Origin of the sequence: Arthrobacter sp. Cr_A7, assembly GCF_029222765.1 — a bacterium.
GTDB lineage: Bacteria > Actinomycetota > Actinomycetes > Actinomycetales > Micrococcaceae > Arthrobacter.
The window spans coordinates 1-19,257 of record NZ_JARHXQ010000115.1 but is presented as its reverse complement, the minus strand read 5'-3'; the positions used below and the strand labels follow the sequence as shown (position 1 = coordinate 19,257).

Here is a 19,257-nt window from a genome sequence, read left to right as displayed (position 1 = left end):
GTTCTGGCACCAGCAAAGGCGCACCAAGGTTCCTGGCGCGCCTTTGCTGGACACTGCTGTTACTTCGATGGCTACTGGGCGACCTTCGCCAGGGTTTCCTGCTCGGCGCCGATGGTGGTGTTGTCGCCGTGGCCGGTGCGGACCACAGTCTCGGCCGGCAACACCAGCAGCCGCTCCCGGATCGAGGCCAGGATGGTCGGGTAGTCGCTGTAGGACCGGCCGGTTGCCCCGGGGCCGCCGTTGAACAGCGTGTCCCCGGTGAAGACCGCTCCTTCGCTTTCCAGGTAGAAGCAGGTGGAGCCCGGCGAGTGGCCAGGGGTGTGGATGGCCCGCAGCGTCGCGCCGCCGACTTCGAACAGGTCACCATCGTGGTGCTCCCGGTCCGGCTTCGTGTCCGGGTAGACCTGCTCCCAGAGGACCAGGTCCTCCGGGTTCAGCACGATCGGGGCGCCCACGGCGTCCGCGACTTCCCGGGCGGCGCCGATGTGGTCGTTGTGCGCGTGCGTCAGCAGGATGGCCTTGACCTTCCGGCCGCGGACCTGGTTGATGATCGCCGCGGCGTCATGCGGGGAATCGATGATCACGCATTCCTCGTCGTTGCCCACGATCCAGACGTTGTTGTCCACATCCCACGTGCCGCCGTCGAGCGAAAACGTCCCCGAGGTGACCAGGTTCTCAATCTGTACTGCCATTACAGTTCCACCACCGAGCGCAGGACCTTGCCCTGATGCATCTTTTCGAAGGCTTCCTCCACCTGGTCGATGGTGATGCGCTCCGACACGAAGGCGTCCAGGTCCAGGTTGCCCTTCTTGTAGTGGGACACCAGCATCGGGAAGTCGCGGGAGGGCAGGCAGTCGCCGTACCAGGAGGACTTCAGTGATCCGCCCCGGCCGAACACGTCCAGCAGCGGCAGTTCCAGCGTCATTTCCGGCGTCGGGACGCCCACCAGGACCACCCGGCCGGCGAGGTCGCGGGCGTAGAACGCCTGCTTGTAGGTCTCGGGACGGCCGACGGCGTCAATCACCACGTCAGCGCCGTTGCCCCCGGTCAGCGCACGGATCGCCTCGACGGCGTCCTCCTGCTTGGAGTTCACCCCGTGCGTGGCACCCAGGGACTTGGCCATCTCGATCTTGTTGTCATCGATGTCGACGGCGATGATCGTCGTGGCACCGGCCAGCTTGGCCCCGGCGATCGCGGCGATGCCCACTCCGCCGCAGCCGATGACGGCCACGGACTCGCCGCGCTTGACCTCACCGGTGTTGATGGCAGCACCGATGCCGGCCATCACACCGCAACCGAGCAGGCCCACCGCGGCAGCATCGGCTTCGGGGTCCACCTTGGTGCACTGTCCTGCCGCGACCAGGGTCTTCTCCGCGAAGGCGCCGATGCCCAGCGCGGGAGACAGCTCTGTGCCGTCCTCCAGGGTCATCTTCTGGGTGGCGTTGGCCGTGTTGAAGCAGTACTGCGGCTGGCCCTTGGCACACGCCCGGCACTGCCCGCACACCGCACGCCAGTTCAAGATCACGCGGTCGCCCGGGGCCACCTCGGTGACGTCCGGACCAACAGCACTGACCACGCCGGTGGCCTCATGGCCCAGCAGGTACGGGAACTCGTCGCCGATGCCGCCCTGCTTGTAATGCAGGTCAGTGTGGCAGACGCCGCAGGTGAGAATATCCACCAACGCCTCACCCGGACCCGGGTCCGGCACCAGGATGGTCTCCAGCGAAACCGGGGCATCCTTCTCCCGGGCGATGACGGCTTGAACTTTATGGACCATTGTTCTCGTGTTCCTTTCCTGGACCCGGGCGGATCCGGCGACTCGGCACCACGTGCCAATCTAGCTGACGCAAATGTGCCTGACGAGGCCGTCCTCCTGGTTTGCCAGCCGCAACCAATTGCGTATTACACAACCAATTGCGCATAGCGCTACAGGAAAATATGACAGTGGCCACAGCCCCTGTCAATAGATATATCAGTACGGAGTGCTTAATCTGCTGCCCGCAGTAGGCTGGATGGCATGGCTTCTGAACAACCCCCTGCCGAGCGGCGCGAAGTAACAGTGCGCCGGGCCCCCAAATATGTGCCCTTCCTGATCCTGGGCGCATTGGTGGGGATTGCGGCCGCGGCGGTAGTGGCGTACGGCCTTCCCGGGAACGCCAGCTTCGATGCCGGCTCGGTCTTCGGCTTCTTCCTGGTGATGTTTGCCGGCTTCGGTGCCATCCTGGGCGCCGCGCTGGCCCTTATCCTGGACCGCCGCAGTATCAAGCGCCGGCAGCGGGCCGTGGTGGAGTCAGTTCCCGACTCTGAGCCGGACACCGATCCCCAGCCCTAGCTCCGGTCATAAACCGCGGGCCGGAAAAGTCATACCCCATGTCGTGAGATAATCGACCAGTGGCACGCGGCGATGGAAAACTTTCCCATGATCTTCTCCCTGGCGAAAAAGGCCCGCAGGACGCTTGTGGCGTCTTCGGAGTCTGGGCACCAGGTGAAGAAGTAGCAAAACTTACCTATTACGGGCTGTATGCACTGCAGCACCGCGGTCAGGAGTCGGCTGGTATAGCCACCAGCGACGGCAAGCGGATCAACGTCTACAAGGACATGGGACTTGTCTCCCAGGTGTTCGACGAGACCACGCTGAACACCCTGACCGGGCACCTGGCCGTCGGCCACTGCCGCTACTCCACTACCGGCGCAAGCCACTGGGCCAACGCCCAGCCCACCCTCGGTGCCACCAGCACCGGCACCGTGGCCCTGGCGCACAACGGCAACCTGACCAACACCGCCGAGCTCAACGCCATGATCCTGGAACGCAACGGCGGCAACCTCACCGGTGAAATGAAGCAGGGCAACACCTCGGACACCGCCCTGGTCACGGCCCTGTTGGAAGGCGAAGAGGGCAAGACCCTCGAGGAGACCGCCACCGAACTCCTGCCCAAGATCAAGGGTGGCTTCTGCTTTGTCTTTATGGACGAAGGCACCCTCTACGCCGCGCGGGACACCTACGGCATCCGCCCGCTGGTCCTTGGCCGGCTGGAGCGCGGCTGGGTGGTCGCCTCGGAGCAGTCCGCACTGGCAACCGTGGGCGCCAGCTTCATCCGCGAAATCGAGCCCGGCGAGTTCATCGCCATCGACGAAGAGGGCGTGCGTTCCAAGCGCTTCGCCGAGCCGACGCCGGCCGGCTGCGTTTTCGAATACGTCTACCTTGCGCGCCCGGACGCCGCCATCGCCGGCCGCTCCGTCTACGAATCGCGCGTGGAGATGGGCCGCCAGCTGGCCCGGGAAAACACCCAGGTTGCGGACATCGTCATTCCGGTTCCGGAATCCGGCACCCCTGCCGCGGTGGGCTACGCCGAGGAATCCGGCATCCCCTTCGCCCACGGCTTCGTCAAGAACTCCTACGTGGGCCGTACCTTCATCCAGCCCTCGCAGACCCTCCGCCAGCTGGGTATCCGGCTCAAGCTCAACGCCCTTGAGTCCGTGATCCGCGGCAAGCGCGTGGTGGTGGTGGATGATTCGATCGTCCGCGGCAACACCCAGCGCGCCATCGTCCGGATGCTCCGGGAGGCCGGCGCCGCCGCCGTGCACGTCAAGATTTCCTCCCCGCCCGTCCAGTGGCCCTGCTTCTACGGCATCGACTTCGCCTCCCGGGCGGAACTGATTGCCAACGGCGCCACCATCGAGGAGATCTCGCAGGCCATCGGTGCCGATTCGCTGGCGTACATCTCCGAGGACGGCATGATCGGCGCCACCCGGCAGCCGCGTGAACGCCTCTGCACCGCCTGCTTCACCGGCAAGTACCCCATCGAACTCCCGGGTTCGGACAAGCTGGGCAAGAACCTCCTGGAGCGCACCGACCTGGGCGGCCTGAAGCCCTCCCCGTCCGCCCTCCCGGGCCAAACTGCGGCCCTTGCCGTGGACCCCGAAGTGGACCCGGCGGAAAAGTCCGGCGCCACCGGCTGCGACCCCGGACCGGACTCCGAGTTTGAAAACCTGCTGACCGAAGCCGACCTCGTGCCGGACGTACACGCCGCCGCCGGCGCTGACAAGAAAGAGTCCGTATGACTTCCGCAACGCCCGCCGCAAACAACGCCGGCATCACCTACGCCTCCGCCGGCGTCGATGTTGAAGCCGGCGACCGCGCCGTCGAGCTCATGAAGGGTGCCATCAAGGCAACCCACAACTCTTCGGTGATCGGCGGGGTGGGCGGCTTCGCCGGCCTCTACGACGTCTCCCGGCTGCTGACTTACAAGAAGCCGCTCCTTGCCACCTCCACCGACGGCGTGGGCACCAAGGTTGCCATCGCCCAGGCCATGGACATCCACGACACCATCGGTTTCGACCTGGTGGGCATGGTGGTGGACGACATCGTGGTGGTGGGCGCCGAACCCCTGTACATGACCGACTACATCGCCTGCGGCAAGGTGGTGCCGGAGCGCATCGCAGACATCGTCCGCGGCATCGCGGCTGCCTGCTCGGTGGCCGGCACGGCGCTGGTGGGCGGCGAAACCGCCGAGCACCCGGGCCTGCTGGGCGAGCACGAGTACGACGTCGCCGGTGCCGCCACCGGTGTCATCGAGGCGGACCACCTCCTGGGCCCGGAGCGCGTCCGCGCGGGCGACGTGGTGATCGGCTTGGCCTCCTCAGGCCTGCACTCCAACGGCTACTCCCTGGTGCGCCGCGTGATCAACCACGCCGGCTGGGCACTGGACCGCCAGGTTTCCGAACTCGGCCGTACCCTGGGCGAGGAACTCCTGGAGCCCACCCGCGTCTACGCCGCGGACTGCCTGGACCTGGCCCGCACGTTCCCGGTGACGGGCAGCGCTGCCGTTCACGGCTTCAGCCACGTGACCGGCGGCGGCCTCGCCGCCAACCTGGCGCGCGTCCTCCCCCAGGGGCTGGTGGCCACGGTGGACCGCGCCACCTGGGAACTGCCGGCCATCTTCAAGCTGGTCTCCGAGCTGGGCAACGTCCCGCTGGCAGACCTGGAGCGCACCCTCAACCTTGGCGTGGGCATGGTGGCCATCGTTTCCCCCGAAGCGGCGGACGCCGCCGTATCCCGCTTGAACGACCGTGGCCTCCCGTCCTGGGTCATGGGCACTGTCACCGAGGATTCGGACTCAATCCTGAAGTCCGGCCCGGACTATGTCCAGGGCGCCAAGGGCGTGGACGGCGGCGCAGTCCGCCTGGTCAACGCCTACGCGTAAGCACTACTCCCGCGGGCGCTCCGCGGCTGCCCTCTGACGGGCGGCTGCGGGGCGCCCGATGCGTTTAACCCTGTACCTGGATGAGGTTCAGGATCCCGCCCTGCGCATCGCGGATGGTGGCCAACGAACCATTTCCCGGGTGGTCGTCCGGCTCCACAAGAATCCCGCCGCCGGCGGCCACTGCGGACTGTACGGCTGCTGTAAGGTCGGCAACACCAAAGTAAATCTGCCAGCCGGCTTCCTCCCCCGCCTCGGCAGGGACAACCCCGGCCACCTCCCCACCCTGCACCAGCAGCGTGCTGTAGCTGCCGCCGTCGTCCTGGGGATATTCGGTGACCTCATGCCCGAAAAGCTGCTGGAGGAAGCCGACGGCGGCCTGCGGTTCGGGCGTCGACAGTTCCGCCCATGCCAGTGCACCGGGTTCGTCGTACAGGTGGCTTCCTGCATGCGTTCCGGCCTGCCAGATGCCGGTAGTACCGCCCCCGGGAGGCCTCAGAAAAGCGAGGACGCCGGTATCCCCTACTGTTTCGGGTCCGAACTCCGCAGTCCCGCCGGCGTGGCCGGCGTCCTGCACAGTGGCTGCGGCATCACTGCAGGCGAGATAGATGTTCCACTGGGCATGGGTTCGGGCAGCCTGCTGCAACGGGTTTTGCGGGGCGATGACCGCGACGAGCTGTCCATTCATGAAGGCGCGGGCGAAGCTGCGGCCATCCGGCGTGGGCAGGTCTTCATACGTCCAGCCGAACACCGTCGCATAAAAGTTCTTGGCAGCGGCAACATCGGGTGTCTGCAGGTCCGCCCAGCAGGGCTCACCCTCGGCGTACTTGGTGCGGGCAGTCATGCGGTCAGGCTACCAGTGCGGGCAGGACTGCCCGGCAAACCGGCAACAAAAAGCCCGCTGCCAGCACCTTTGAAGGTGCGGACAGCGGGCTTTCCAACTGAAGTCAGGACCCTGGATCCGCGGGGATCAGGGTACTGAAAAAGAAGCGCTGCACTGATCCATCGGAAACTGCAGAAACACCTGCTGCATCCATTGGTGCCGCGGCGTCACAGGGCTGCCGCCCTCAGGCGTTGGCAGCTTGCGACAACTAGCCGATCCGACGGGTGTCTACCTCGTCGTCGTCTTCTTCCAAATCATCCGCGTACTTATCCACATAAGCCGAATAGTCCGGTTCGACCGGCTCATTCGCATAATGGCTCGTGGCACGACTGCCTGGACCCGTCAGCTCACGCTGAAGTGCCGAGTAGTCAGTGTTCGGGGAGTAGTACTTGATATCCCGAGCCTGCTTGGTAGCTTTTGCCTTTTGACGGCCGCGCCCCATGGCGTGACCCCCTTTTGTACTTGGACCGGAGGTGGTCACCTTGGCGTAGGTGAGGCCCCGGAATGTTTGGTCAATTTGTCGTACACCTAGATTACATGCTTTCCGCCTGCCCTGCTTGCCAGACGGGACGCCCTGCCGTGGTTTGCGCTACTATTCCCCTGCTCCACCCGCGAGTTTCCAGCTTTTTTCTTCGGTAGAGTCGCTAAAACAACTGCCGAAACTGGACGGCTGACAGGCTGCCACCGCGGAAAGAACGCAGGAGGATGCACCCACGTGAACAACCAGGACGTCCCGCCGAAGCCCACCTCGCCGCCCACTGGCGGCCTTCCGACGGTTCCTGCCGGGAACGAGGACCCCGGCCGCGGGCACAGCCCAGCCGCAGGCCCTGCCCCCGCACCCGAATCCGTCACCTGGTCCCAGCATGTGCCGGAAGCGAAGCCAAGGATGCGGGCAGGAACCAAACGCGCCCTGTGGAAGGCGTTCTTCGTCGTCGTGCTCCTGGCCGTGGTCAGCGGACTGGTGTGGCTCGCCATCTGGCTGAACTCCGGCCAGGGTTCCCAAACAGCGGATTCCGAAACTTCCGGCGTGCTTGAGACCACTGTCACCCCGCCCGCAACACCGCTGCCCCTACCGCGGGAAGGAGTGCCGGCCACCGAGTATGCGCTGGGCGACTGTTTCGCCGACTTCAACCCCGAAGCGCTGGCGTCCAGGGTGGTCCCGTGCGACACAGGCCATTCCGCACAGCTGGTGGCGGTCTTCCGCTACCCGGAGGCCGGGGACTACCCCGGGGCGGACGCGCTCAAGGCCAAAGCACTGGAAGCCTGCCAGGCTGCCAGGCTGGGCCCGGCGGCCGACCAGTACCCGCTCAATTTCCAGCGCAGCTTCCCCAGCGATACCAGCTGGGGCTCCGGTGACCGCAGGGTGGACTGCTACGTGACTGCAGACGGCGGCAACATCATCAACGCGAGCGTGCTGCCCTAGCGGCCAGGCCGCCGGGGCAGCACACCCTTTATGCGTTTAGTCCTTCCGACGTACGGAGAGTCCGGAATTTGACGCGCCGGTCAGGGCGTCCACGTCGCCCCCTGCCAGTTCTCCGACGTCGGCCGCGGTGTCCACGAGCACGGTGTCGCCGTCGCTGATGTCCCCGGAGAGGATGGCTTTCGCCAGCCGGTCGCCGATCTCGCGCTGGACCAGGCGGCGGAGCGGCCGGGCGCCGTAGGCGGGATCGAAGCCGGAGATGGCGAGCCAGGCCTTCGCCCCGTCGGTAACCTCCAGCGTGAGCCGGCGTTCGTGCAGGCGCCGGCCCAGTTCACCAACGTGCAGTTCCACGATGCGTGAGAGTTCCTCCACCGTGAGCGCGTCGAACAGCACCACTTCGTCCAGCCGGTTCAGGAATTCCGGCTTGAAGGAGGCGTTCACGGTTGCCATCACGGCGTTCCGCTTGGCTTCGGTGTCCAGGTTCTGGTCAACCAGGAACTGGCTGCCCAGGTTGGAGGTCAGCACCAGGATGACGTTGCGGAAGTCCACGGTACGGCCCTGGCCGTCGGTGAGGCGGCCGTCGTCGAGCACCTGCAGGAGGATGTCGAAGACTTCGGGGTGGGCCTTCTCCACCTCGTCCAGCAGCACCACCGAGTACGGGCGGCGCCGGACGGCTTCCGTGAGCTGGCCGCCCTCCTCGTAGCCCACGTAGCCCGGAGGTGCACCTACGAGCCGTGCCACGGAGTGCTTCTCGCCGTACTCGGACATGTCGATCCGGACCATGGCGCGCTCGTCGTCGAACAGGAAGTCCGCCAGGGCCTTGGCCAGCTCGGTCTTGCCCACGCCGGTGGGGCCCAGGAAGAGGAACGAACCGGTGGGCCGGTTGGGGTCGCTGATGCCTGCCCGGGCACGGCGGACGGCGTCGGACACGGCCGTGACGGCCTTGCCCTGGCCGATGAGCCGTTTCCCCAGCTCCTCCTCCATGTGGAGCAGCTTCTGGCTCTCACCCTGCAGCATGCGGCCGGCCGGGATGCCGGTCCAGGCGGAGATGACCTCGGCGATGTCGTCCGCGGTCACCTGCTCCGCCACCATCTGCGAGGACTTGTCCGTGACGGCGGCTTCGGCCTCCGCGGCGGCGTTCAGCTCCCGCTCCAGTGCAGGGATTTCGCCGTAGAGCACACGGGACGCCGTCTCCAGGTCGCCTTCACGCGCCGCTTTTTCATAGGCGCCACGCAGCTCGTCCAGCTTTGCCTTGAGGTCGCCGACCCGGTTGAGGCCGGCCTTTTCAGCCTCCCAGCGGGCCTTGAGCGCGTTCAGCTCCTCTTCCTTGTCCGCCTTGTCAGCCCGCAGGGCAGCAAGGCGCTCGACGGAGGCCTCGTCCTTTTCACCCTGCAGAGCCAGCTCTTCCATGGTGAGCCGGTCCACAACACGCTGCAGCTGGTCCACTTCCTCCGGTGCGGAGTCGATCTCCATCCGGAGCCGGGACGCGGCCTCGTCCACCAGGTCGATGGCCTTGTCCGGAAGCTGGCGGCCGGAGATGTAGCGGTTGGAGAGCGTAGCGGCCGCCACCAGGGCCGAATCGGAGATGGTGACCTTGTGGTGCGCCTCGTAGCGCTCCTTGAGTCCGCGGAGGATGCCGATGGTGTCCTCCACGCTGGGCTCACCCACGTACACCTGCTGGAAGCGGCGTTCCAGGGCGGGATCCTTTTCGATGTTCTCGCGGTATTCGTCAAGCGTGGTGGCACCGATCAGCCGCAGCTCGCCGCGGGCCAGCATGGGCTTGAGCATGTTGCCCGCGTCCATGGAGGAATCGCCGGTTGCACCCGCACCCACCACCGTGTGGATCTCATCGATGAAGGTGACAATCTGGCCTTCGGAGTTCTTGATCTCCTCCAGCACGGCCTTCAGCCGCTCCTCGAACTCACCGCGGTACTTGGCGCCGGCCACCATGGACGCCAGGTCCAGGGCGATCAGGGTCTTGCCGCGCAGGCTTTCCGGCACGTCCCCGGCCACGATGCGCTGGGCCAGCCCCTCGACGACGGCGGTCTTGCCCACGCCGGGTTCACCGATAATCACGGGGTTGTTCTTGGTGCGGCGGCTCAGGACCTGCACGATGCGCCGGATCTCTGTGTCCCGGCCGATCACCGGGTCAAGCTTGCCGGACCGCGCCATGGCGGTAAGGTCCGTACCGAACTTCTCCAACGACTGGAAGGTGTTCTCCGGGTCAGGGTTATCCACCTTGCGGTCACCGCGGACACCCGGAAGGGCAGCGAGCAGCGCTTCACGGGAAGCGCCGGCGTCGCGCAACGCCCGGGCTGCTGCATCGTTTCCGCCCGCGAGGCCCAGCAGGAGGACCTCGGTGGAGACGAAGGTGTCGCCCAGCCGGTCAGCCTCTTCCTTGGCATTCTGGATGGCCTGCAGGGCAGGACGGGAAAGCTGTGCCTGCTGGCTGGAGCCACCGGAAGTGGCCGGCAGCGCCTTGATGGCGCTGCTCGCCTGGACACTGACGGCGTCCGGGTCGGCGCCGGTGGCGCGCAAAAGCGCGACGGCGACGCCCTCGCGCTGGTCCATCAGCGCCTTGAGCAGGTGGGCCGGTTCCACCTGCGGATTGCCTGCCGTGGAGGCGTTCATGGCCGCAGCCGAGAGAGCCTCCTGGCTCTTGGTAGTGAATTTGACGTCCAAAGAGAGCTCCTTTCAGGGGCAGATTTTCTAAGTTGAGTCTACTACGCTCAACTTTGGATTGGGACTCTTTATTTCCGAATGCAGGCATCTGTTTTCCTACAGCGAACGTCCGCCCGGCTGTTCCCCTAACCTGCAGATGCCCCTAGGATCGGGCGTGTGACCGGGGAGGACGTTCCGCCGGCGCATTCGAGAGGGGACAATCCATGAAGAAGTTCGTTGTTCTTTACCTTGGACCCAAGGCAGCCCAGGAGCAGATGCAGGAAAGCACGCCGGAAGCGGCCCAGGAGGGCATGAAAGCCTGGATGGAGTGGGCAGCCCGCGCCGGTGAGGGCATCCTGGACATGGGCAATCCATTGGGGGCCGGCAAGGAAATTACCAGCACCGGCGCGTCTGACACCACAAACGGCGTGGCCGGCTATGCCATTGTCCAGGCAGAGGACCTTGAGTCCGCGCAGGCCCTGTTCGACGGCCACCCACACCTGATGATGCCCGGTTCCAGCATCCAGGTGTACGAATCCCTGGACCTGCCGGGAATGTAGAGCCCAACCGGTCGATCGGGAACCCCGGTGAAAGCCGTCATCTGCGGGGCCGGAATCAGTGGGCTCTCCAGCGCGGCGTTCCTGGCCCGTGGCGGCTGGGAAGTGGTGGTGGTGGAGCAGTCCGAGGGTCCTCGGCCGCTGGGGTACATGATCGATTTCTTCGGCCCCGGGTGGCGTGCAGCGGCCAGTTTGGGCATCGTCCCCCGGCTCCATGAGTTGGGCTACCGGGTCCGGCAGGTGGACTACGTTGACGGGAAAGGCAGGGCACGGGCCACCCTTCCCTTCTCCGCATTCGCGCAGGTTGCCGGTGGCGGGCTGGTCAGCATCCTCCGCCCGGACCTGGAACGTGCCATTCGCGAAGCAGTGCCTCCCGGCGTGGAGCTTCAGTACGGCCGCACCGTAGTGTCGGTGGGCCAGAGCCGGGAGTCCGTGGCGGTGACCCTTGACGACGGCCAGGTGCTGGAGGCCCACCTGCTCATCGGCGCCGACGGGATCCACTCCGTGACCCGTGAGCTCGCCTTCGGCCCGGAAGACGGGTTCTTCCGCTATCTCGGCTTCCAGGTGGGCGCCTACTCCTTCAGCGACCCGGAACTCGCCGCCCGCCTCGGGAACCGGTTCGCCATCACGGACACCCGGAACGAGGCGATGTTCTTCTACCTGCTCCGTGACGGCCGGATCACCGCCATGGCCGTCCACCGCACGGACAGTCCCGGGCTTCCGGAGGATCCCCGGGCACTGCTCCGGTCCAGGTACGGCGGCCTGGGGTGGATCTGCCCTGCCGCCCTGGAGCAATGCCCGCGGGACATCTATTACGACCAGGTAGCCCAGATCAGGATGCCCCGCTGGCACACGGGCCGCGTTGTCCTGGTGGGTGACTCCGCTGCAGCCGTTTCACTGCTCGCGGGCCAGGGCGCATCCCTCGGCATGGCTGCTGCCGGTGTGCTGGCCGAGGAACTGGGGCGCCACTCAACGATCAGCCGTGCCCTGGAATCCTTCGAAGCCAGGGTGCGCCCCGCGGTACTGGAGCACCAGAAGGCCGGCGCAGCTGCCGCCCAGTGGTTTGTCCCGGGAACCAGGCGAGCCGCATTCGCCCGCCGCACCGCCATCCGGCTTGCCGGCATCCCGGGCATGAAGCGGGTCATCAGTTCAGCAGTCATCGGAAAATCCGGCGCAGCACTCTAAGAATCCACAAGCGGGGTCCCAGGGCCAGGTGTACAGCTAGGTCCCGTAGACCGACACGGCGGCGGCCTTCACCACAAAGTGCACCGTCATGCCGGGAACCAGACCCAGGTCCGCCGACGCCGCGGGCGTGATGTCCGCGGCGAGGCCGCCCGCGCGCACCCGGATCAGGTCGCCATGGGGCTCGAGATCCGTGATGGACACCGGGAAGGAGTTGCGGGGGCTGCCGTGCGCGTCGGTGAGGAACACGGACACGGCCGACGGCGGGAAGACCGCCACGCCCGGCCGGTTCTTCCCGCCGGCATCGCCGGGTTCCTCGAGGTGGCCCGAAATCTCCCGGCCCCCGCCCGCCCGGATCCCGTTGCCCGTCATAATTCCGGGGACAAAGTTCAGCCCGGCCAGTCCGGCAGCAAAGGAACTCCTGGGCCGTTCCAGCACCGTCCGGGTGGGGCCCGCCTCCACAATCCGTCCGCCCTCCAGGACAGCCACCCTGTCCGCAAGCATCAGGGCATCCAGGACATCATGGGTGACGATGATGGCCTGCCGCCCGGCGAGGACGCGCTTGAGCAGGCGGCGCAGCAGCGGCGCCGAGTGGATGTCCAGCGCGGCCAGGGGCTCATCCAGCAGGAGCAGGGCAGGATCGGCGGCGAGCGCGCGGGCCACCGCAACCCGCTGCGCCTGCCCGCCGGAAAGCTCCGCAGGACGGCGGTCCGCCAGGTCAGCGGCCTCTACCTCTGCAAGCCAATGCATCGCCCGGCTGTTGGCCAGGTGCTTGGACGTGCCGCCACTTCGCGGCCCAAAGGCCACATTCTCCAAGGCAGTGAGGTGCGGAAACAGCAGCGGTTCCTGCGCGAGCAGTACGGTGCCCCGGTGATGCGGAGGCACCCATGCGTGCTGTTTGGGATCCAGGTGGAACAGCGTGCGGCCGTCGAGTTCGGCGCGGCCACTGTCCGGTTTCAGCAGCCCGGCGATGCTGGCCAGCAGCGTGGATTTGCCCGCCCCGTTGGGTCCCATCACGGCAAGGGTTTCCTCCGGCCCCACCGTCAGGGCCACGTCGAAGCCGCGCCCTGCCACGGCTGCCTGGAAGGAGAACGTCACGGAACGTTCCCTCCCGCCGGAGCAGGCGCCGTCGTCCGCTTTCCGGAGACCTGGCCAGCTGTGCGGCCGCCGGCAGGGCGCCCGTAGGCAAGTGCCACCACGGCTACGGCGACGGCCACCAGGACCAGGGAGAGCGCGACGGCGGCATCCGGGTCCGTTTCCCGTTGCAGGTAGATTTCCAGCGGCAGGGTCCGGGTCACCCCCTGCAGGCTGCCGGCGAAGGTGAGCGTGGCGCCGAACTCGCCCAGGCTGCGGGCAAAGGCCAGCACGGCGCCGGATGCCAGGCCGGGCAGTATCAGCGGCAGGGTCACGCGCCGGAAAACGACCCGCGGCGGCGCACCAAGGGTCGCCGCCACTGCCTCATACCGCGACCCGCCGGTCCGCAGCGCGCCTTCCAGGCTGACGACGAGGAACGGCAGCGCCACGAAGGTCTGCGCCAGGACCACGGCGGTGGTGGAGAAGGCGATCTGCAGCCCAAGCACCTCCAGGGCCCCGCCCAGGAGCCCTTGCCGGCCGAACGTGTAGAGCAGTGCGATGCCGCCCACCACGGGCGGCAGCACCAGCGGAAGCAGCACCAGCGAGCGCAGCAGCCCCTGCAGCGGGAATCTTCCCCGCGCGAGGACCAGGGCCAGCGGCACACCCAGCACGATGCACAGCGCAGTACTGGCAGCCGAGGTGCGCAGGCTCAGGCCGAGGGCGGAGAGCGCCGGTTCGGAGGTGACCAGGGGAAGGAAGTTGGCCCAGTTGACTCTTGCCACGATGGCCAGCAGCGGGAGGACAACCACCAGGGCGGCCACCACCGCCAGGGCGTAGAGCCAGCCAGGGACCCCGGTGTAGGCCGCGCCCGCTTTCATCCCCCTCATGGCTTGCGGGATTGCTGGCGGAGCATTACTGCGCCTGTCATTGCGTGGCCGGCCCGAAGCCGGCCTGTGCCAGCACCTGCCGGCCTTCAGGGCTGGCAACCAGGTCCAGGAACGCGCCGGCGGCGGTGGTGTTCCTGCTCCCGGCCAGCACTGCGATGGGATAGGTGTTCACTGCCCCGGCCGCTTCGGGGAACGGCACGCTTTCCACCCTGTCCCCGGCAGAGCGTACATCCGTGACGTAGACCAGCCCGGCGTCGGCTTCTCCGGAGATGACTTTGCCCAGGACGTCGGTGACCGAATTCTCCTCGCTGACCGGACTGAGCCTAGTTCCGTGCTGTTCCGAGAGAGCGGCGGCGGCCGCACCGCACGGCACCTGCCGGGCACAGGTCACCAGCCGTGTTCCTGCCCTTGCGAGGTCGGCGAAGGAGTGGATGGCTGCAGGGTTACCCGGCGGGACCGCGATGGCCAGGGTGTTGGTGGCGAAGGTCCGGGGTTCCCCCTGCAGCAGTCCGGCATCACCAAGCTTGTCCATGTTCCGGGTGTCGGCCGAGGCAAAGACATCCGCCGGAGCGCCTTGGCTGATCTGGGTTGCCAGGTCCGACGATCCCGCGAAACTGACAGTGACGTCCGTTCCCGGGTGCTGCGCCTCGAACATTTCGGCCAGTTCGCTGAAGCTGGATGTGAGGGAGGCCGCCGCGAAGACCGTGAGCGTCCCTTCCCTTGTGTCATCTCCGGGGGAAGCGTTGCCTGCGCAACCGGCGAGGCCCAGCGTGAGGGCCGCCACTGCCAGCACTGCGGGAATTCTCCCTCTCACGGGGCACCCTTTCCCTGCGGGGTTTCGATGATGACGGTGGTGGCTTTGACCACCGCAGTGGCCACCGACCCGAGCTCCAGCCCCATGTCCCGGACGGCCTCGCTGCTCATCAGGGACACCACCCGGAACGGTCCGCACTGCAGCTCCACCTGCGCCATCACCGTGTCCGCAGTGATGCCGGTGACCAGCCCGGTAAACCTGTTGCGGGCAGAACTGCCGGTCCGGTGCGGATCGTCCGGGAGCTGCGCCAGCTTTTGGGCATGCCGGGCGAGTTCGAGGCCGTCGACGGCGAGCCGGCCGGAATCGTCCCGGAGCGGAGCCAGGGAGCCGTTGTCCGTCCAGCGGCGCACGGTATCGTCACTGACGCCGAGCAGGCGGGCCGCTTCTGCGACGCGGATGATGGTCATTTCCCCACTATAGGCCGCAGATGCGGACGCTTCTCCTGCTTTGATCCGCTTTTTCGATTATGACTGGCCCCCGGTCCGCCGTCGGGGCAGCACACTAGACTTCCTCCATGTCCATCTTCATCGACCCGCCACTGTGGCCTGCGCACGGAACGCATTTCTCCCACCTGGTTTCGGACACATCGCTGGCGGAGCTTCATGCCTTCGCCGCGGAGGCGGGCATCCCGGAGCGGGCCTTCGATGGAGACCACTACGACGTCCCGGAGCGCCGCTTCGAGGACCTGGTGGCGGCCGGAGCGGTTCCGGTGGAAGCCCGGATCCTGGTCCGCAAGCTGATCGCCAGCGGCCTGCGCATTCCCGCCCGGCAGCGGAACAAGTCACTCAAGGTGCCGCTGCAGCTGCGCTGGGACGCCATCATGCCCGGCCATGACGCCCTGTTCCTCGACCTGCTGGACCGCTGGAGCGAACCACACCGCCGGTATCACGGCTGCACGCACCTGCTCTCGGTGCTGGAGTCCCTGGACCTGCTGACCGATCCTGCCGACCCGCCGCGTACCGTGCTCCTTGCAGCCTGGTTCCACGACGCCGTTTACCGCGGCATCGCCGGGGAGGATGAGGAGGAGTCCGCCCGGTTGGCCGAGGACCGGCTTAGCGCCGCAGGTCTGCCGGACGCCGAGGTGGCTGAGGTGGCCAGGCTGGTCCGGCTGACCAGCGACCACCGCCCCGGGGCAGGGGACGGCGACGGCGCCCTCCTGTGCGACGCCGATCTGTCCGTCCTCGGCGGGGAACCGGATGACTATGCCCGCTACCTCGCGGCCGTCCGGCAGGATTTTGCGCACATTGGCGACGCCGACTTCGCGGCGGGACGCGCCGCCGTCGTACGCCGTCTGCTGGAACTTGACCCGCTCTTCCATACCGAGCGGGCGCAGGAGCTGTGGCTGGCTGCCGCGCACCGGAACCTGAAGGGTGAACTGACATGAACGCGCCGCATTCGAACGCGCTGCACGTGTACTCCGCAAGTGCGGCGCACCGGCAACTCCCCTATACGGTGCGGCTGGAGTGGGGGCTCGGCGGCGCCAGGACCGTAACGTCCGGCGTGGACCTTGCGGTGGTGGTGGACGTCCTGTCCTTCGGCACGTGCGTCAGCGTTGCCCTGGACCGCGGCGCCACGGTGTTTCCCTATCCTTGGAAGGACACCACCGCGGAGGACTTCGCAGCCCACCATCACGCCCAGCTGGCAGGTCCCCGCGACGGCGGCGGGCTGAGCCTGTCCCCGGCGAGCCTCCGCGCGGCTGGTTCGCTGGAGCGGGTGGTCCTGCCCTCCCCCAATGGCTCCTCCCTGTGCCACATGCTGGCCGCCGAGGTCCCGCTGGTAGCGGCAGTGTGCCTTCGCAACGCCGCAGCCACCGCGGACTGGGTGGCGGCCAACCTTCCGGAGGATGCGGTGATCGCCGTGGTGGCCGCGGGTGAACGCTGGCCGGACGGCACCCTCCGTCCCGCCGTGGAGGACCAGATCGGGGCGGGCGCTTTCATCGCCGGGCTGGTGGCTGCCGGCAAGGGCGGTTACGAGGCCGAGGACGGCAGGCACGGCTATTCACCGGAGGCGGTTGCGGCGGCTGCCGTGTTCGAGGCCGCGGAGCCGCGGCTCCGCGAGATGCTGCACGGGTGCGCCAGCGGGCGGGAGCTGCTGGGCGCGGGCTACGGGGACGACGTGGACATCGCCGCCGAACTGGACGACAGCGACTCCGTGGCTGTCCTGGTCAACGGCGCCTTCAGTACGGTGCCACACCGCTGACGCGCAGCTGTTTACCGGTATGCGGCCACGAACGGTGCGCTGGTCGGCACGATCTGCTTGCCCAGCGGCATCAATGACACCGGAATCAGTTTCAGGTTGGCGATGGCCAGCGGGATGCCGATGATGGTGATGGCCATGGCAAAAGCCGTCACCACGTGCCCGATGGCGATCCAGATGCCCGCCACCAGCAGCCAGACCACGTTGCCCAGCAGCGAAAAGACACCCGAGCCGCCCGGCTTGTCCACCACGGTCCGGCCGAACGGCCAGAGCGTGTAGGCGGCGATCCGGAATGAGGCGATGCCCCACGGGATGGTGATGATCAGCAGGCAGCAGATCACCCCGGCCGCGAAATAGCCGAGCGCCAGCCAGAACCCGCCGAAAACCAGCCAGATGATGTTGAGCAGTGTCTTCATCCATCCATTGTGCCCCGGCAGGTTCCACCCGGACGTAGGGGGATCCCCTGACCGGACCCTGAAAACGGCGGCCCGGCGAGGATCCCCGTGGGCCGTCAGACCGTGGCGTCCGACTTCGCGGCCTGCACAAAGGCGCGGATCTTGGCCAGGTCCTTGACCCCGCGGGATGCCTCCACGCCGGAGGACACGTCCACGCCCCACGTGTTGGCCGCCACGGACGCCTGCGCCACGTTGGCGGGGTCCAGGCCGCCGGCGAGCAGCCACCGGCGCACCTGGAGTTCGGGCACCTCGGCCATGGCGGCGTAATCCCACGCTTCACCCGAACCGGGAACCGCGGAGTCGATCAGCAGCAGGTCCTCGCCCCAGTCTTCAATCTCTGACCGGGCGGCACCCATCGTGACGGCCCTGATCAGCTTCATGCCGGCGTCGTGCACTGTTTCCACGTCCTGGCGGGAGCGGGAGCCATGCAGTTGGATCCACTCCAGTCCCGCGGCCCGGGCAATGGCGACGGCGTCCGCCACCGGCTCGTGGCGGAACACGGCGATCGGGGACACCCCTGCGGGGACCTCCGCCAGCAGCGAGGTCACCTGGCCCGGCGAGACAACCCGGGGGCTGGCGGTGAGGACAAAACCCACAGCATCAGCGCCGGCGTCCACCGCCTCACGGATGGATTCGGGTGTACTGAGACCACACACTTTGACGAACATTCCCGGCTCCTTCAGGCTGTTTTCGTGTTGACCCCCCGGAGGAGAGTAGCAGGCAACGCCCCACCCCGCGATGCTCCTTGGCAGACGAACTAGGCTGGGCTGATGGAAATCATCCGCTTCGCTGACCTCAAGGCCGAACCCTGGCGCAACGGCGGCGGGGTGACACGGCAGATCGCGAGCCGGCCCACCCCTGCATCCCCCACCCAGGACGGGGCTGGCGACACTGGCTGGGACTGGCGGGTCAGCATCGCGGATGTGACCAAGGCCGGCGACTTTTCGCCGTTTCCCGGCATGGAGCGCGTCCTCACGGTGGTCGAGGGCGAACTCCTGCTGCTCTCCGTGGACGGGGCCGAACACCTCATGGAGAAGTACCGGCCGTTCCGGTTCGCCGGTGGAGCAGCCACCCTCAGCAAACTGCCGACGGGCGATGTCCGTAACCTCAACGTCATCACCCGGGCCGGGGCCTTCAAGGGCTTTACGTCCATCATCGAGTTGTCCAAAAAGCGCGCCCACCCCGTCTTCGAAGGGCAGCTGGGGATCCTGCTGCAGGGGCAGGCCACGGTGGGCGCCGGCGACGGTGACCCAAAGGACCTGGGCCGGTACGACGCCGTCGTAGGTTCTGATGCGGACACCCCCAACGTCCTTGGCCGCGGGTTCCTGGCCGTCGTCTCCATCGACCCCGTTGAGGACTAGCCCGTACCCCGGATAGGCCAGCCTCGCCTTCGGAAGCAGAGCCTTTCCACACTGGTTACCGGTAGCCGCCGTCCCTAGACTCAGGCTATGACCACTTCAACATTCAACGCGCTCCTGTCCACCCAGATCGGCAACGAATTCACGGCCTCGCAGCAGTACATTGCCGTAGCCACCTGGTTCGCCAACCAGGACCTTCCGCAGCTGGCCCGCTACTTCTACCGCCAGTCCGTGGAAGAACGGAACCACGCGATGATGATGGTGCAGTACATGCTGGACCGGGACATCCCCTTCACCATTCCCGGCGTCCCGGCCGTCCGCAACGACTTCGCCTCCGTCACTGAGCCGCTGGCCCTCGCCCTGCAGCAGGAGAAGGAAGTCACCCGCAATATCGAGGACCTGTTCCGGGCGGCCCGCGGCGAGAACGATGCCCTCGGCGAGCAGTTCATGCTCTGGTTCCTCAAGGAGCAGGTGGAGGAGGTGGCGTCCATGACCACGCTGCTGAACATCGCCGAACGCGCGGACAACCTGTTCGACATTGAGAACTTCATCGCCCGTGAAACCGTCGG

The 19,257-nt window shown here is 67.0% G+C and carries 21 protein-coding genes; 10 read left to right on the top strand and 11 right to left on the bottom strand.

The features are described from left to right. Window positions 1-71 precede the first annotated feature (71 nt). Both P2Q66_RS07110 and P2Q66_RS07105 read right to left on the bottom strand, forming a co-directional pair. On the bottom strand, window positions 72-692 hold the full coding sequence (locus P2Q66_RS07110; protein ID WP_275726732.1) for an MBL fold metallo-hydrolase: 621 nt from the start codon (window positions 690-692) through the stop codon (window positions 72-74). Next, complete coding sequence (locus P2Q66_RS07105) at window positions 692-1,777, bottom strand: S-(hydroxymethyl)mycothiol dehydrogenase (RefSeq protein WP_275726729.1); 1,086 nt, start codon at window positions 1,775-1,777, stop codon at window positions 692-694. The genes P2Q66_RS07110 and P2Q66_RS07105 overlap by 1 nt, the downstream gene beginning before the upstream one ends. Before the next feature lie 240 nt (window positions 1,778-2,017). Here P2Q66_RS07105 and P2Q66_RS07100 point away from each other — a divergent pair, with 240 nt between their 5' ends. From P2Q66_RS07100 to purM, 3 genes are read left to right on the top strand one after another with little or no spacing between them, the layout of a single operon-like run. Then, the gene (locus P2Q66_RS07100) at window positions 2,018-2,332 is read left to right on the top strand and encodes a hypothetical protein (protein WP_079595244.1); all 315 of its coding nucleotides are present in this window, start codon (window positions 2,018-2,020) and stop codon (window positions 2,330-2,332) included. Window positions 2,333-2,391: 59 nt separating this feature from the next. After that, a complete protein-coding gene (gene purF, locus P2Q66_RS07095) occupies window positions 2,392-4,062 on the top strand; it encodes an amidophosphoribosyltransferase (protein ID WP_079595245.1) in 1,671 nt (556 codons plus the stop codon). After that, on the top strand, window positions 4,059-5,204 hold the full coding sequence (gene purM / locus P2Q66_RS07090) for a phosphoribosylformylglycinamidine cyclo-ligase (RefSeq protein ID WP_275726726.1): 1,146 nt from the start codon (window positions 4,059-4,061) through the stop codon (window positions 5,202-5,204). Before purF ends, purM begins: the two co-directional genes overlap by 4 nt. Window positions 5,205-5,268: 64 nt before the next feature. On the opposite strand, the gene P2Q66_RS07085 is transcribed toward purM, so the two are convergent. Further along, the gene (locus P2Q66_RS07085) at window positions 5,269-6,045 is read right to left on the bottom strand and encodes a VOC family protein (RefSeq protein WP_275726724.1); all 777 of its coding nucleotides are present in this window, start codon (window positions 6,043-6,045) and stop codon (window positions 5,269-5,271) included. A gap of 247 nt (window positions 6,046-6,292) precedes the next feature. Further along, window positions 6,293-6,526, bottom strand: a complete 234-nt coding sequence (locus tag P2Q66_RS07080; protein ID WP_050053419.1) for a DUF3073 domain-containing protein — start codon at window positions 6,524-6,526, stop codon at window positions 6,293-6,295. A 273-nt stretch (window positions 6,527-6,799) separates the two neighbouring features. On the opposite strand from P2Q66_RS07080, the gene P2Q66_RS07075 reads away from it, so the two are divergent. Continuing rightward, a complete protein-coding gene (locus P2Q66_RS07075) occupies window positions 6,800-7,507 on the top strand; it encodes a septum formation family protein (protein WP_275726722.1) in 708 nt (235 codons plus the stop codon). A gap of 36 nt (window positions 7,508-7,543) precedes the next feature. On the opposite strand, the gene clpB is transcribed toward P2Q66_RS07075, so the two are convergent. Next, window positions 7,544-10,186: an ATP-dependent chaperone ClpB gene (gene clpB, locus P2Q66_RS07070; RefSeq protein ID WP_275726719.1), complete on the bottom strand. Its 2,643-nt coding sequence runs from the start codon at window positions 10,184-10,186 to the stop codon at window positions 7,544-7,546. A gap of 203 nt (window positions 10,187-10,389) precedes the next feature. On the opposite strand from clpB, the gene P2Q66_RS07065 reads away from it, so the two are divergent. Together P2Q66_RS07065 and P2Q66_RS07060 are read left to right on the top strand one after the other, a co-directional pair. Next, entirely contained in the window at window positions 10,390-10,725 is a 336-nt protein-coding gene (locus tag P2Q66_RS07065) for a YciI family protein (RefSeq protein ID WP_115523658.1), read from the top strand. Window positions 10,726-10,752: 27 nt separating this feature from the next. Beyond that, window positions 10,753-11,907 (top strand): FAD-dependent monooxygenase, encoded by a 1,155-nt coding sequence (locus tag P2Q66_RS07060; RefSeq protein ID WP_275726715.1) that lies wholly within the window; start codon window positions 10,753-10,755, stop codon window positions 11,905-11,907. Window positions 11,908-11,943: 36 nt separating this feature from the next. On the opposite strand, the gene P2Q66_RS07055 is transcribed toward P2Q66_RS07060, so the two are convergent. The 4 genes from P2Q66_RS07055 to P2Q66_RS07040 are packed head-to-tail and all read right to left on the bottom strand — an operon-like array spanning window position 11,944 to window position 15,086. Then, window positions 11,944-13,002: an ABC transporter ATP-binding protein gene (locus tag P2Q66_RS07055; RefSeq protein WP_275726712.1), complete on the bottom strand. Its 1,059-nt coding sequence runs from the start codon at window positions 13,000-13,002 to the stop codon at window positions 11,944-11,946. Next, the gene (locus P2Q66_RS07050) at window positions 12,999-13,856 is read right to left on the bottom strand and encodes an ABC transporter permease (protein WP_275726734.1); all 858 of its coding nucleotides are present in this window, start codon (window positions 13,854-13,856) and stop codon (window positions 12,999-13,001) included. The genes P2Q66_RS07055 and P2Q66_RS07050 overlap by 4 nt, the downstream gene beginning before the upstream one ends. Before the next feature lie 46 nt (window positions 13,857-13,902). Continuing rightward, the gene (modA, locus tag P2Q66_RS07045) at window positions 13,903-14,679 is read right to left on the bottom strand and encodes a molybdate ABC transporter substrate-binding protein (RefSeq protein ID WP_275726710.1); all 777 of its coding nucleotides are present in this window, start codon (window positions 14,677-14,679) and stop codon (window positions 13,903-13,905) included. Beyond that, the gene (locus P2Q66_RS07040; protein ID WP_079595255.1) at window positions 14,676-15,086 is read right to left on the bottom strand and encodes a TOBE domain-containing protein; all 411 of its coding nucleotides are present in this window, start codon (window positions 15,084-15,086) and stop codon (window positions 14,676-14,678) included. Before P2Q66_RS07040 ends, modA begins: the two co-directional genes overlap by 4 nt. Window positions 15,087-15,193: 107 nt before the next feature. On the opposite strand from P2Q66_RS07040, the gene P2Q66_RS07035 reads away from it, so the two are divergent. Then, complete coding sequence (locus P2Q66_RS07035) at window positions 15,194-16,063, top strand: DUF4031 domain-containing protein (protein WP_275726706.1); 870 nt, start codon at window positions 15,194-15,196, stop codon at window positions 16,061-16,063. Then, entirely contained in the window at window positions 16,060-16,878 is an 819-nt protein-coding gene (locus P2Q66_RS07030) for a 2-phosphosulfolactate phosphatase (protein WP_275726704.1), read from the top strand. The genes P2Q66_RS07035 and P2Q66_RS07030 overlap by 4 nt, the downstream gene beginning before the upstream one ends. A gap of 11 nt (window positions 16,879-16,889) precedes the next feature. Here the strand turns inward: P2Q66_RS07030 and P2Q66_RS07025 are convergent, their stop codons facing one another. Together P2Q66_RS07025 and P2Q66_RS07020 are read right to left on the bottom strand one after the other, a co-directional pair. After that, window positions 16,890-17,291: a YccF domain-containing protein gene (locus tag P2Q66_RS07025; protein WP_275726702.1), complete on the bottom strand. Its 402-nt coding sequence runs from the start codon at window positions 17,289-17,291 to the stop codon at window positions 16,890-16,892. A gap of 95 nt (window positions 17,292-17,386) precedes the next feature. Continuing rightward, entirely contained in the window at window positions 17,387-17,998 is a 612-nt protein-coding gene (locus P2Q66_RS07020; protein ID WP_275726700.1) for a phosphoribosylanthranilate isomerase, read from the bottom strand. Between the two features lie 102 nt (window positions 17,999-18,100). On the opposite strand from P2Q66_RS07020, the gene P2Q66_RS07015 reads away from it, so the two are divergent. Together P2Q66_RS07015 and P2Q66_RS07010 are read left to right on the top strand one after the other, a co-directional pair. Continuing rightward, window positions 18,101-18,691, top strand: coding sequence for a HutD family protein (locus P2Q66_RS07015; protein WP_275726697.1), 591 nt, complete (start codon window positions 18,101-18,103; stop codon window positions 18,689-18,691). A gap of 87 nt (window positions 18,692-18,778) precedes the next feature. Then, a partial coding sequence (locus P2Q66_RS07010) for a ferritin (protein ID WP_275726694.1) occupies window positions 18,779-19,257 on the top strand: 479 nt, incomplete at its 3' end.

Coding starts and splice junctions, on each gene's coding strand:
- P2Q66_RS07040 (WP_079595255.1), bottom strand. CDS start 15,086: ATGACCATCATCCGCGTCGCAGAAGCGGCCCGCCTGCTCGGCGTCAGT.
- purM (WP_275726726.1), top strand. CDS start 4,059: ATGACTTCCGCAACGCCCGCCGCAAACAACGCCGGCATCACCTACGCC.
- P2Q66_RS07015 (WP_275726697.1), top strand. CDS start 18,101: ATGGAAATCATCCGCTTCGCTGACCTCAAGGCCGAACCCTGGCGCAAC.
- P2Q66_RS07020 (WP_275726700.1), bottom strand. CDS start 17,998: ATGTTCGTCAAAGTGTGTGGTCTCAGTACACCCGAATCCATCCGTGAG.
- P2Q66_RS07030 (WP_275726704.1), top strand. CDS start 16,060: ATGAACGCGCCGCATTCGAACGCGCTGCACGTGTACTCCGCAAGTGCG.
- P2Q66_RS07050 (WP_275726734.1), bottom strand. CDS start 13,856: ATGAAAGCGGGCGCGGCCTACACCGGGGTCCCTGGCTGGCTCTACGCC.
- P2Q66_RS07025 (WP_275726702.1), bottom strand. CDS start 17,291: ATGAAGACACTGCTCAACATCATCTGGCTGGTTTTCGGCGGGTTCTGG.
- P2Q66_RS07085 (WP_275726724.1), bottom strand. CDS start 6,045: ATGACTGCCCGCACCAAGTACGCCGAGGGTGAGCCCTGCTGGGCGGAC.
- P2Q66_RS07035 (WP_275726706.1), top strand. CDS start 15,194: ATGTCCATCTTCATCGACCCGCCACTGTGGCCTGCGCACGGAACGCAT.
- P2Q66_RS07080 (WP_050053419.1), bottom strand. CDS start 6,526: ATGGGGCGCGGCCGTCAAAAGGCAAAAGCTACCAAGCAGGCTCGGGAT.
- P2Q66_RS07110 (WP_275726732.1), bottom strand. CDS start 692: ATGGCAGTACAGATTGAGAACCTGGTCACCTCGGGGACGTTTTCGCTC.
- P2Q66_RS07105 (WP_275726729.1), bottom strand. CDS start 1,777: ATGGTCCATAAAGTTCAAGCCGTCATCGCCCGGGAGAAGGATGCCCCG.
- P2Q66_RS07100 (WP_079595244.1), top strand. CDS start 2,018: ATGGCTTCTGAACAACCCCCTGCCGAGCGGCGCGAAGTAACAGTGCGC.
- P2Q66_RS07065 (WP_115523658.1), top strand. CDS start 10,390: ATGAAGAAGTTCGTTGTTCTTTACCTTGGACCCAAGGCAGCCCAGGAG.